At 55.2% G+C, this 13515-nt stretch carries 8 protein-coding genes; 7 read left to right on the top strand and 1 reads right to left on the bottom strand.

The window, feature by feature from the left end; translation table 11 throughout:
* Positions 1-95: 95 nt before the first annotated feature.
* Positions 96-1307, bottom strand: a complete 1212-nt coding sequence (locus G523_RS0114270; RefSeq protein ID WP_022695743.1) for a serine hydrolase domain-containing protein — start codon at positions 1305-1307, stop codon at positions 96-98.
* Between the two features lie 55 nt (positions 1308-1362).
* Here G523_RS0114270 and G523_RS0114265 point away from each other — a divergent pair, with 55 nt between their 5' ends.
* The 7 genes from G523_RS0114265 (at position 1363) to gspF (ending at position 13508) form a co-directional block, all read left to right on the top strand.
* Positions 1363-1995, top strand: a complete 633-nt coding sequence (locus tag G523_RS0114265) for a prepilin peptidase (protein ID WP_022695742.1) — start codon at positions 1363-1365, stop codon at positions 1993-1995.
* 205 nt (positions 1996-2200) lie between these two features.
* Complete coding sequence (locus tag G523_RS0114260; RefSeq protein WP_022695741.1) at positions 2201-5053, top strand: hypothetical protein; 2853 nt, start codon at positions 2201-2203, stop codon at positions 5051-5053.
* 99 nt (positions 5054-5152) lie between these two features.
* Positions 5153-7810 (top strand): TonB-dependent receptor domain-containing protein, encoded by a 2658-nt coding sequence (locus tag G523_RS19450; RefSeq protein WP_022695740.1) that lies wholly within the window; start codon positions 5153-5155, stop codon positions 7808-7810.
* A 107-nt stretch (positions 7811-7917) separates the two neighbouring features.
* Positions 7918-8808: a type II secretion system protein N gene (locus G523_RS0114250; protein WP_022695739.1), complete on the top strand. Its 891-nt coding sequence runs from the start codon at positions 7918-7920 to the stop codon at positions 8806-8808.
* Between the two features lie 11 nt (positions 8809-8819).
* Positions 8820-10769 carry a type II secretion system secretin GspD gene (gene gspD / locus G523_RS0114245; RefSeq protein ID WP_022695738.1) on the top strand — a complete coding sequence of 650 codons (1950 nt, stop codon included), beginning with the start codon at positions 8820-8822 and terminating at the stop codon, positions 10767-10769.
* Between the two features lie 26 nt (positions 10770-10795).
* The gene (gene gspE, locus G523_RS0114240) at positions 10796-12307 is read left to right on the top strand and encodes a type II secretion system ATPase GspE (RefSeq protein ID WP_022695737.1); all 1512 of its coding nucleotides are present in this window, start codon (positions 10796-10798) and stop codon (positions 12305-12307) included.
* The gene (gene gspF / locus G523_RS0114235) at positions 12294-13508 is read left to right on the top strand and encodes a type II secretion system inner membrane protein GspF (RefSeq protein WP_022695736.1); all 1215 of its coding nucleotides are present in this window, start codon (positions 12294-12296) and stop codon (positions 13506-13508) included. The genes gspE and gspF overlap by 14 nt, the downstream gene beginning before the upstream one ends.
* Positions 13509-13515: the final 7 nt, after the last annotated feature.

Raw genomic sequence — 13515 nt, 5'->3', positions numbered from 1 at the left:
GTCCACCTTCTCTCCGGCATTGTGCATAGCGAATTAGAGACAAGATTGAGTAAGGTGGTTCGGTGAAATTTTATCGAATCTCGCGCAGAGGCGGCTTAATACATCCAATATCCTGCGGCATTGCTTGAATAGCCCAGCGCTTCATAGGTGGCGTCGATCAAAGACTGTCCGCGCGGGTTCAGAAGAATGCCGCCGCCCATCCGGTTCATCGAATAGGCGAAGATGAGATCTGCATCGGGATCGAAGAATACACAACTGCCACCCATGCCCACATGGCCGAACGCGTTACGCCCGATGATGAAGGATGAATCATGTCCGTGACGCAGATGGCGGTTATCCATGCTGCACATAAAGCCCTGACCGAAGCGGGTCGGGATCATCAGTGTGGCGTCATCGCGCGTTGCCGTCGAAACATATCCCATCGCGCCAACGCGTGCGTTGGAATAGAAGTCGGAAGGATGGGATGGTGACAGCGCAAGAAATAACTGAGCCATACCGCGAGCGTTAGATGCGCCGCCGGCGCCGCCGAGATGGGCTGCGCGCCCGTCGCGACTATCGATCTGCAGTGCGCCATTGTTGAAGAAGCTCTTATGCTGGAGCGATTCCGGATCAGTCAGCATTTTCTGCGTGAACGGAGAAAGCGGTGCACCCGGCTCTGGTTTGAACGGGATCATCGGCGCGACACGAGGTTCGTGTTCTTCAGGCAGTCCAATCCAGAAATCTGTGCCCATTGGTTCTGCGAGTTCTTCGCGAAAGAAATCGCCGAGTGATTTTCCGGAAACACGACGAACAAGTTCTCCTACCGTCCAGCCGAAGGTGAGGGCATGATAGCCGTTCCGTGTACCCGGTTCCCACCATGGCGTTTCGTTGGCGAGCAGAGATACAGCTTTATCCCAGTCCAGAAGTGCGCCCGGTTCTACCGCATCATGGAAGGAAGCCACGCCCGCTGAATGGTTCAGCATCATCAGAACGGTCGTATCTTCTTTTCCGTTGCAGGCGTATTCCGGCCAGTAGTCAGCAACCGGTGCATTCAAGTTCAACTGGCCACGTTGCACGAGAAGATGCGCGCAGAGCGCTGTGGCGGCTTTTGTGCAGGAGAACACAATAGAGACGGTATCTTTCGTCCAGGGCGTGCCGGTTTTGAGATCGGCTGTTCCGCCCCACAGGTCTGCCAGACATTCCCCGTCTTTATAAACGCAGAGAGATGCGCCGACTTCGCCACGCGATTCAAAGTTCTGAGAAAAGGCATCAGCGACGCCGCCAAATTCAGGATCAAATGTTCCATCCACTGCAAAATCGGCTGACATTCTCTCATCTCCCATTATTGTGACGCTACTCTGGATCGGCGCGAAGGCTGCAACAGTGACGAAAACTCACGACAATTCAATAGAACTGAGCGGATTATCGGTTCGGACGAGTAGTTTCCTGCTCGGCGTGAGCGTGGTCTTCTTTGCGCTTATCTATGCTGCAGGCTTTCATTTCGATGCAGGGTATCCTCTCAGTGAGCCGTTCTGGAGCGTTGGGTCGCTAGTGCTCGGCGTCGCGTGTCTGGCGCTGATCTGGTTCGATCTGCGGGAATTCCGTCTGCCAAACCTGATCACGCTCGCAATGGCGGTGAGCGGACTATTGTTTACGTATGCGGGACAAATGCCAAACGCGCTGTATGCTGTAGCGCTAAACGCAATTTCGGGCCTCGTCGCGTATCTTGGCATTCTTGCGTTGGCATGGGCATCAACAAAATTGCTTGGCCGACAGGGAATCGGTCTTGGCGACGGAAAGCTGCTCGCTGCAATAGCCTGCTGGATGGGACCGCAGGTTCTGCCACCTATTCTAATGATATCGAGTGGCCTTGGAATCTTCTTGTCTCTTTTGTTGCAAACTTTGCTGCGGCGATCAAAGACTCAACCGACAGGGTACATTCCGTTCGGTCCGGCCTTGTGTATGTCAGCATGGTTTCTCTGGAATTTCAGCGATTTGTGGCCGTTTATGCCATAAATCAGGGTTTGTTTGCGCTAACACAAATCGGTATTGCAAAAATACATCTAATTCCGAGCGCACCAAAATTTGTCACTGACTGTCAAAAAACCGTTACGATCGTCGCTTAATCGCCCCTTATCCGAGGGTAGCAGGAATAAAAGAAAAGCCGCTGCCTCTCTGATCGACCAAATTCGCCATAAGCTCATTTGAGGGGGCTCAACGTATGAAAATCGCAGGATCCCTGCGCGCACTTGCTCTTGCAAGCGCCGCAGCAGTTGCACTTGTCGGTTGCTCCGACACCAACATCTCATCGCCTGGTGCTCCAGCGCCGGTTCCAACACCGACACCGACGCCAACACCAACACCAACGCCAACAGCGACGATCAACCTCGTTCCTAATGCAGGCTGCCCGACAGGCACTTCAGAAGAACTGTTCGACGCGGTTGCTGCTGATGGCTTCTCTTCAGTTAGTGTTTGTACGCTCGGCTCAGCGACAGGCGGCGAACTGACAGCAGACGTCACAATCCCTGCAAACACACACGTTGCTATCCAGGGTCCTGTATTCGTTGGTCAGGATGGTGGCACTTCCGCAACCCTCACAATTGAGGCCGGCGCAGTTCTGTTCGGTGCTTCTTCTACAGGCACAGCGAACGCGACGGACGACTATCTGGTTGTGACACGTGGTTCTCAGATTGTTGTAAACGGTACGGAAGCGGCGCCTGTTCGCATGACTGCTCGTGCAGCAGTCAACGACGAAGAAACGGGTTCTTCTATCATCGCAGCTGGCACGAACGCTCAATGGGGTGGTCTTGTCATCAACGGTTTCGCACCGATCAACGACTGTTCTGACGCAACAGCAACTGGCGGCACAGCCGCTTGTGAGAAATCCGGTGAAGGTGCTTCTGGCTTCTTCGGCGGCGGCGACCCTGCCGACGATTCAGGCGTTCTGAACTACCTCATCGTTGAGTATGCTGGCGCACGCCTCACAAACGATGACGAGCTGAACGGCATCGCGTTCCAGGGCGTTGGTTCTGGCACAGACGTTGATTACATTCAGGTTCACAACAATCTCGACGACGGTGTTGAGTGGTTCGGTGGTACTGTTGACGCGAAACACGTTGTCATCACAGGCGCTGGCGACGACTCTCTGGACTGGACCGACGGTTGGCAAGGCCGTCTGCAGTTCGCTGCAGTCCGTTCTACAGTTCCTTCTTCTGGTGACCCACGCGGTATTGAGGGTGACAACCAGCGTCCAAACGACGCTCAGCCATTTTCCAGCCCGACCATCTCTAACTTCACGCTCGTTGGTACAACTGGCAACCAGCAGGGCATGCTGCTCCGTCGCGGTACACAGGGTGTATTTGTGAACGGTGTCATCACTGACTTCGCGACGGGTATCGACGTTGACGATCAACAGACATTCGACGGCTTCACAAACGGCGATCTGGTTGTTGAATCTATTCTCGTAGACTCTCCGGAGCCATTCGCAACTGACGGTGACGGCGTTCCAGCGTTCAACGCTTCTGTCGTTGCGCGTGACAACTCCCTCGTTGACCTCTTCTTCCCAGGTTCTGCTGAAGCTAGCATTACACCAACTCAGGTTGCTGCGGCTGATCAGGCATTCTTCGGCGCGAACATCGGCTATATCGGTGCGTTCGGTCCAACTGAAGATGTTGACAATAGCTGGGCGAACTTCGCTCTGCCGGGTACTCTGTTCGACGAAGCGGTTGTTGCTTGTCCAACAGGCACGACAGCTGCTGGTGACATCACAGTTGCAGCGACAAACGAAACAAAACTGCTCTGCCAGATCGACGGTACAAACGCGATCACAACAGACCTTCGTCTCACAAACGGCGACGACATTGTTTACGAACTCGTGAACCCTGTCTTTATCGGCGTTGACCGTGGTGCTGACCCTGCGTCTCCACTGCCAGGTTCTGTTTCTGCGACACTCACAATCGACGCTGGCGTAACTGTCGTGTCTGAAGGTAATGACGACTACCTTGTCATCGCTCGTGGTTCACGCATCCTGTCAAACGGTACTGAAGCTGACCCTGTTGTGTTCACAGCTAAAGGCGTTCTCGACGGAACGACTGCAACTGACCGCACGACAAAAGGTATCTGGGGTGGTCTGGTCATCAACGGCCGCGCACCAATCAACGACTGTGCTGATGCGACAGCTGTTGGTGGTACGGTTGACTGTGAGAAATCAGGTGAGGGTGCTTCCGGCTTCTTCGGCGGCGCGACATCTGACGATGACTCCGGCCAACTCTTCTACACTCGTGTTGAGTATGCGGGCGTACGTCTGACAAACACAGACGAGCTGAACGGCATTGCATTCCAAGGCGTAGGTTCTGGTACAGACGTCAGCTACGTTCAGGTCTTCAACAACCTTGATGACTGTTTCGAGTTCTTCGGTGGTACAGTTTCCGCTGACCACGTTGTTGCGCTCGGTTGCGGTGACGACTCTCTCGACTGGACTGACGGCTGGCAGGGCTCCATGCAGTACGCAATCGTCTATCCGGGCGAAGGCGACATGTCTGGCGACCCACGCGGCATCGAGGGCGACAACCAGCGTCCAAACGATCTGCAGCCGGTTTCTACACCACGTCTGTCTAACTTCACGATCATCAACTCTGGTGACGTAGCGGTTGACGCTGGTGCAGTTCTGCGCCGCGGTATGGCTGGTACGATCTCTAACGGCATCATCGTCGGCTTCGACGACGGTATCGACGTGGACGATCAGGCTACGATTGACAACATCACAAACGGAACGCTGGAGCTTCGCTCTATCTTCCTCGATAACGTCAACAACTTCCGCAACGATGGTGACAACCCACCTGCACCAGCAGCTGGCGATAACATTGTCGAAGGCACAAACACTCTGTCTGGCTTCACATTCCGTGCGGGGCGTCCGGGTGTTGTTCCTGGCGCGAACGAAACAGCTGTTCCAGCATACGACGTAACAGGCATCGGTACGCTCTCTGCAACGACTTATGTCGGTGCTGTTGAAGATGCGAACGACACATGGTTCCGCGGCTGGACTGTCAACGAAGACGGCGACGTCACAAACTAATCTGAGAAGGGGCCGGGAATTTCCCGGCCCCATTCCTCACCTGCGAAAACTACGTCACTGGGATCGCAATCCCGTTCTTTTTTATTTTTGGGGGTCACAATGTTCACCCGTAATTCGCGTGCCCGACTTGTCCTTCTGACCAGCGCGTCTTTCCTTTTCGCCCTTCCGACATTCGCTCAGGAAGCAGAGCCGGTAGAAACACCACAGGAAGAAGCAACTGATCAGCGTACACTCGAAACAGTTCAGGTGCGCTACCGCTACATTCCGGATGAACGTCGTTCGACTTCAGAGGTTTCAAGCCTTCTCGACGCTGGTGATTTCCAGCTTCAGGGCGATGGTGATGCTGCGGCGGCTCTGCGCCGTGTGGCCGGCGTTACGACAGCCGACAACAAATTCGTTTATGTTCGTGGTCTGAACGAGCGTTATTCCAGCGCGACCTTGAACGGGTCTCCGCTGCCGAGCCCGGCACCGCTTCGCCGTGTTGCTCCGCTCGATCTTTTCCCGACATCTGCTCTTTCTGGCATTCTGGTGCAGAAAACATACTCTCCGAACCTGCCAGGCGAGTTCGGTGGTGGTCTCGTAGACATCCGCACACGCGCCGTTCCTGACGATCGCTTCCTGAACGTTTCATTCGACATTAGCGGCGACACAGAAACAAGTTTCCAAACCGGTCTTCTGTACCATGGTTCTGATACCGACGTACTTGGATTTGACGATGGTGCCCGCGATCTTCCGGGCTTTGATATCGCATCGGAAAATTACGATTTCGGTCGCGCCTTCACGGACGATTCTTCTCTGCTCGTGATGCAGGAAGGTGACGTCGGCCCTAATTTCTCATTCGGCGTCACAGCTGGTGATGCATATGACCTCAGCAGCGATATCACTATGGGTATCCTTGGGTCTGTAGGATATTCAAACGAATGGTCTACGCGCGAAGGTATTCGTGGACAGGCCGTGCGTCCGTCTATCAACAGCCCTGAAATCGCAGCCGAAGAACAGCGCGACCGCCGTTCTACGCAGAACACTGTTGGCGTGAACGCGCTCGCAGTCATCGGCTTCGAGCTTTATCAGGACCATGAAGTGCAGTTCACTGCGCTTGGTACACGCTCTTCTGAGAAAGAGGCGCGTACAATCATCGGTACAACCGAAGAAGATGCAGGTGTCTTCCGTGACGACTCTCTTGAGTGGTTCGAACGCCAGCTCTGGACAACTCAGATTCGCGGCGAGCACGTCTTCCCGAACCTGATGGATCTGGAAGTTGAATGGCGCGGATCTTACTCTGAAGCCCAGCGTGATGCACCGTTCCAGCTGTCTAACCGTTACCGCGAAGACGCGAATGGCGACTTCATCCTGTCGTCATCTCCGGCTGCAAACCGCATCCAGTATTCTGACGTACAGGACGACACCACAGATTTCGGCCTCGATTTCAAACTCCCGCTACAGTTCAACGGTGACCTGTTCAGCGAAGTAAACCTGCTTGCAGGTTACTCATATGTCGAGAACGACCGTTTCGCATCTGTCCGTATTTTCGACATCACCGGAATCGGTGGTCTGCCAAACGCGACTGGTACTCGTCTCGATTACATCTACAGCGCGCTGTTCAATGGTGGTCCGGGCTCTGTTCAGGAAACGGGCGGTATTCAATTCCCTGAAGCATATATCGCGACGCTCGAAGTCGATGCTGCTTATGTTCAGGTTGATGCACAGGTTACGCCATTTGTTCGTGCAGCCATTGGTGGACGCTTTGAGTCTGCTATTCAGGCGGTCGACACGATCACGCTGAACGGCCCGGCTGAAGGCAACTTCGTTGAGGCATGTATCGAGCGTCAGGCTGACCAGAGCTGCGATAGCAAGGAAGACTTCCTGCCAGCGGCGACGATCACCGTTACGCCATTCCAGGATTTCCAAATCCGCTTTGGTTACTCTGAAACGCTGACACGTCCACAGTTCCGTGAGCTTGCGCCGACGCAGTTCGTGAACACTGAAACTGACGTATCTTTCGTTGGTAACCCGTTCCTTCAGAACGCGTCCATCAGCAACTATGACATCCGCGCCGAGTACTATTTCGACCGCGGTCAGTTCCTCACCTTCGGCCTGTTCTACAAAGAGATGGAAAGCCCGATCGAGGAAGTGCTCGTCAGCATTGGTAACGTAACAAACACAAGCTTCGTGAACGTTCCAAGCGCAGAGCTTTACGGCTTCGAAGTCGAATACGAGCAGATCCTGCCAATGTTCGACTGGACGAGCTGGGACTTCTTCCGTGACCGCGACTTCACTGTGAAGACCAACTACACTTGGTCTGACTCTGAGATTAGCGCTGACGGCACAATCGCGATCAATGGCGGCACGCCGACGTCGCCGGTTCTGTCCACTGTGTCTGCTGCGGGTCGTATCGAAGACGGTCGCCAGCTTCAGGGCCAGTCAGAGCACCTGTTCAACCTGCAACTCGGTCTGTCTAACAATGACACCGGTTCAGAAATGAACGTGCTTCTGAACTATGCAAGCGAGCGTATCCGTTCAGGCGAATCTATCGCTGATGGTCTGCCTGCGATCATCGAGCAGCCGCCAATGACTGTGGACTTTGTCTACAGCCGTCCGGTTGATCTTGGTGGTGCAGAATATGAGCTGTCATTCAACGCATCGAACATTTTTGGCGATGACTTTGAAGCCTACCAACAGGGCGGTGGTGTCACGGTTGATGTGGACACTTACAGTCTCGGTCCAGCGATTTCTTTCGGCATCAGCCGCGAATTTTGATCAGTTTTCCACTATTGTTCGTACACAATCGTGTTCGCACAATTTACAAACCCGAGCCGGGCGACGACACTCGCCCGGCTTGAACAGTAGAATGACAGAGAAAACATTTGGGTGAGTCCTCCGCACTGACTGGCAAACTGGCCGATATCGCGGCGCGTAAAGGCGCTATTGGGCGAGGTGTCGGTATCGCTCTGGACGTCGTTTTTGTAATTCTCTGTGCCTGGCTCCTGGCTCGGCTTTTCTGGTCTGTGCTCACGCCCGCCGCTTTCGTCGATGTGCCTGTCGCAAATGCTTCGGCGCGCACATCAGTAAGCCAGTCTGCAGATTTCGCGGCCAGCCCTGCAATTTTCAGAAGTTTCAATCCATTTACGCGCACGCTGGACGGTCAGGTAGAGGCGGTTGAGGAAGAGGCGCCTCAGACGACGCTGAACCTGTCGATTCGATCAGTATTTGCTTTTGGCGATTCAGAGCAGAGCTTTGTGCGCATTCATACGCCTGACAATGAAGTACGCCGCTATTACGAAGGCGATACCGTTGTCTCTGGCGTCAGCCTCGAACAAATCCAAAGTGATCGGGTTATCCTGCTGCGTAACGGCGTGCGCGAAACGCTTTACCTGAATGAACGCAATGCCATTAGTCGTAATGATCCGGAACGCGCTGCGTCAACTGAAGCAGCGCCTCAAGCCGGCAGCCCGGGGAATTACACTGTCAGCGCGGATGAATGGTCGTTCGAAACTTTCTATCGTGACGTGACCATCAGACGTGTTGTGCAGCCGGACCGGTCAACCGTGCTGCAAATTCAGGGTACATCGAATGCTGAAGGTCTTGCGCGTGTTGGACTACGCGTAAACGATAAGCTGATCACAGTGAATGGATATGACATGTCAGATGAGTCTTTATCCGACCTCTATGACGTGTTTCAGGAAGAAACCCGTTTTGACTTTGAAGTCGAACGGAACGGGCAGATTGTGCCGATACGTGTAAATGTCGGCGAGTGATGGGAATTAAGATGGCGAACTTTCTGAAAACGTCAGTGGTGTCGGGCGGCATTTTTGCGGCGCTCGCAGCTGGTAGCCTTCTCGTCTCACCGATTGCCATGGCGCAGATGGACACGCCGGCTCAGCAGCGCCACCGTATCAATCTTGATGATGTCGAACTCACCGACCTCATTGAGGATGTGTCTATCGTCATGGGCTATACATTCATCGTGCATCCGCAGGTGCGTGGCCGCGTAACTGTTACCTCGCAGACAGCGCTGACGACGGATGAGGTTTTCGACGTGTTCCTGGCGACACTTCGCGTACACCAGTTCGTCGCTATCCCGTCCGGCGATCGCACATACCGGATCGTCCCGGAAGCTACTGCCTCCAGCTCTGCCGGCATTCAGAGCCGCGGCCCGAACGGCGACAGCTTTGTCACCCAGATCGTGCAGCTCAATTATTTCAGTGCCGTCGAGGCAGCGCAGATGCTGAACCCGATCCTCAATCCCTCAGGGCAGGTCGTTGCCAACCGCAACAGCAACACGCTGGTGATTGTCGATTACGCGTCCAACATGCCGCGCCTCCGTGAAGTCGTTCGTCAGCTGGATGAGGACGGCACGACGATTGAAACCATAGCGCTTCAGAACGTACCGGCGCAGGAGATGGAGACCGTTCTCAACGGGCTGCATGACGAGTTTGCACTCAACTTTACTGCTGTTGCGTCCGATACGACCAATTCTATCATTCTGCGCGGTGAAGAACACGCAGTGGCCCGGGCGTTGACTGTGGCGCGTGAGCTTGATGCTGCCGAACGCGTACGCGACAATATTCGCGTGCTTCCGCTCTCTAACGCCAAAGCCGAAGAGATCGTCCCTGTGCTGGAGCGCCTCAGCGCTGCGATTGCTCAGCAAAACGGAGCTGGCGAAGGTAGTGGTGTTGCGCCGACAATTTCATTCCACGAAGCAACTAACTCACTCGTGCTGAGCGCAGAGTATGAGATGCTGAACCAGCTCGAGCGTGTGGTTCAGGAACTCGATGTGCGCCGTCCGCAAGTGATGGTCGAGGCGCTGGTTGTTGAAATGTCTGACAACGCGGTCAACGAACTTGGCCTTCAGTTTGTTGTATCAGGCACAGGCAATGACATTCCATTCGCCTCCACGAATTTCTCGCGTTCCGCGCCGAATATTCTGGCACTCACAGGTGCGCTCGTCTCTGATGGCGGATTGACCGGCTCTGGCAGCAACACGTTCCAGAGCGCAGCGATCTCGTCTCTTCTCGGTCTGGAAGGCTTGACCCTCGGTGGTGGCGGCATGAGCGGAGACACGCTGTTTGGTGTCATTCTGAATGCCGTTGAGAACGATGTTGAATCGAACATTCTCTCCACGCCAATGCTGATGGCTGTCGACAACGAAACCTCGTCCATCATTGTCGGCCAGGAAATACCGGTGACGACAGGCGAAGTGCTCAGCGATAGCAACTCCAATGCGTTCCGAACGATTGAACGCCAGAATGTGGGTGTTCAGCTGGATGTGACGCCTCAGATCGGTGAAGGCGATTCTGTGCGTCTCTCCATCTATCAGGAAGCGTCCAACATCGCTGATGCGGTATCCACATCGGGTGAGTTCATCACGAACAAGCGCTCTATCGAGACAACAGTCATCGCGGATGATGGCGAGATCATTGTGCTTGGTGGTTTGATTGAACAGACAAGCGCGGTGAGCGCCTCTCAGGTGCCGTTCCTCGGCGATCTGCCGGGTGTCGGGCGTCTCTTCCAGTCTGAAGGCGTAACCAATAGCCGGACCAATCTGATGGTGTTTATTCGTCCGACCGTCGTTCGCGATTCAGAGGATGTGCGCATGACGACAAGTCAGCGTTACCGCTACATCCTCGCGCAGGAATTGATGAGCACGGGTGCTGAGACGTCTAACATTGATCGCTTTGTCCAGGACGTGCTCGGCACAGTGCCGCCGGCGCAATAACCAAGATGACGAACTGAAGACAGCTTATGGCCAGCCAACGGGCAGCAACCATCTCGTATAATTTCGCCAAGGATCACGGCGTGCTTCTGCTTCCACCGGGAGCCGAAGGCGGTGAAGCGCTGACCCTTGGTGTTCGCGAGGGTGCGCGCGTCCTGTCTGTTCTTGAGGCGCGACGCGCTGTCGGTCCAGTCGCACATCTGAAGTCGCTATCCCGAACTGAGTTCGACCAGATTTTGTCGACCGTTTATGCGGCCAAAGGCATTGATGACGAGTATCAGGAAAGCGGCCTTGAAGACCGTGAAGACCTGGCCTCTCTCGTTGAGGGGATTCCACAGACGGCTGACCTTCTGGATGCTGAAGACGATGCGCCGATCATTCGTCTGATCAACGGTCTGATCTACGAAGCGGTCAAGCGCCGCGCGTCCGACATTCACATCGAGCCATATGAAGACAAGCTCTCCATCCGCTACCGGATTGATGGTGTTCTGCAGGACGTGCTCTCGCCCTCGCGTCGTCTGGCGCCGCTGCTTGTCTCACGTATCAAGGTCATGGCACGCCTCGATATTGCTGAGAAACGCATGCCGCAGGATGGCCGTATCTCTCTGGCACTCGGTGGACGCTCCATCGATGTGCGTGTCTCCACGCTGCCATCACGGTATGGCGAGCGCGTGGTTCTGCGTCTTCTCGATAAGGAACAAGCGCGTCTGAACCTGCTCGATCTGGGCATGGACCAGTCCACGCTGGATGCCTTCAAAGCCGCGCTCAAGAGCCCGAACGGCATCATCCTTGTGACGGGTCCGACCGGCTCCGGTAAGACAACAACGCTCTATTCCGGCCTCACTCTTCTGAACGACCAGTCCCGTAATATTCTCACCGTGGAAGACCCGATCGAGTATGGTCTGGATGGTGTCGGCCAGACGCAGGTGAACACCAAAGTCGGCCTCACATTTGCTGCCGGTCTGCGCGCTATTTTGCGTCAGGACCCTGACGTTGTGATGGTTGGCGAGATCCGTGACATCGAGACGGCCGAGATCGCCGTTCAGGCCTCGCTCACCGGCCACGTGGTGCTCTCAACCGTTCACACCAACTCCGCGATTGCCGCTGTGACGCGTCTTCGCGATATGGGTATTGAGCCATTCCTGCTGAGCTCAACGCTACGCGGCGTTCTGGCTCAGCGCCTTGTCCGCCGACTGTGCCCGTCTTGCCGTGAAGCCTATACGCCAGAAGACTTCGAAGTTCGTGCTCTGGGCCTCACGCCATCACCTGATCTTGTTTTCTATCGCGCCAAAGGCTGCCTCTCTTGTAGCAATTCGGGCTATTCCGGACGTGCAGGCGTGTTCGAGATGATCACGGTGGACAGCTCGCTCAAGCGTATGATCCATGACGAAGCGTCTGAGCAGAACATGGAAAACTATGCCTTCCGCGAAGCGCAAAGCCTGTTCCAGAATGGCGTAAGACACGTTTTGAACGGCATCACCACAGCCGAAGAAGTACTTCGGGTCTGTCGCCCGGAAGGAGAGGGCAATGCCGACATTTGATTATGTCGCGCTCTCACCGGAGGGAAAGCGTGAAAAGGGCGTAATCGCTGCCGATTCAGCGCGGGCTGCGCGCCGCGAACTTCGCGTGCGCCAGATGACGCCGCTCAAGCTGGAAGAGGCAAAAGAGAAGCCGAAGTCAGCGCTATCCAGCCTCAGCGCTGCGTCCGTTTCGCAATCTGATTTGCTGCTCATTACGCGCCAATGGGCGATTATGATTGGCTCCGGCACACCGGTAGAGGAAAGCATCGCGGCAGCTGCCGCGCAGGCAGAAAAGCCGGGTGTACGTAAAACGCTGCTCGCGATCCGGAACTCTGTGACGGAGGGCTATCGCCTGTCGGAAGCGTTGGGCGAACATCCGAAGGTCTTTAACGGGCTTTATCGGTCCATCGTTGCCGCTGGCGAAGCGTCTGGTGATCTGGGCGCAGTGCTTGAGCGTCTTGCAGAGTATCTGGAACGCTCGCGCAAGGTTCGTCAAACCGTGCAGACAGCGCTCATCTACCCGATGGTGCTGGCCTTCACGGCGCTTCTCGTCATGGTTGGCCTGATGACCTTTGTTGTGCCGCGGGTCATCGAGCAGTTCACGACGATGAATCAGGAACTCCCAATGCTGACGCGTATCGTCATCGGCATTAGCGATGTTCTGCAAAATTACGGTCTGATCATTCTGGCCGTCATCGTTGCTGCCATCTTTGGCCTGACGCGGCTTTTCGCGCTGCCGAAAGTGAAGCGCATAGTCGACGGGGTGATGCTGAAATTGCCGGTTATCGGCACCATGCTGACGCAGGTGAATACCGCCCGTTTCGCGCGAACCCTTTCTACGCTGCTGGGCAATGGTGCCCCGGTTCTGGAAAGTCTATCCGCAGCACGCAGCAGCCTCGGGAACCTCGTGTTTCAAAACGCGGTGTCAGACATCATTGTGAAGGTCCGCGAGGGCGCAGGCATTAGCCGCGCCATGAAGTCGACCGGCGTCTTTCCGGCGCTGATCACACAGCTCTCCTCCAGTGGTGAGGCGAGCGGTCAGCTGCCCGACATGTTGCTGCGCGGCGCGAAATATCTGGAAGACGAGTTCGAAGCGGCGACCAAGGTAGCGCTCGGCCTGCTTGAGCCGCTGATTATTCTCGTGCTCGGCGGCATGGTCGCCCTAGTTGTTCTATCTATCATGCTGCCAATTTTGCAGCTCAATTCATTCGTTATCGGTTGATCAGGAG

This window comes from Ponticaulis koreensis DSM 19734, assembly GCF_000420665.1.
In the GTDB taxonomy this organism is placed as follows: Bacteria; Pseudomonadota; Alphaproteobacteria; order Caulobacterales; family Hyphomonadaceae; genus Ponticaulis; species Ponticaulis koreensis.
The sequence above is the reverse complement of the archived record's forward strand: the minus strand, read 5'-3'. Positions and strand labels throughout refer to the sequence as shown.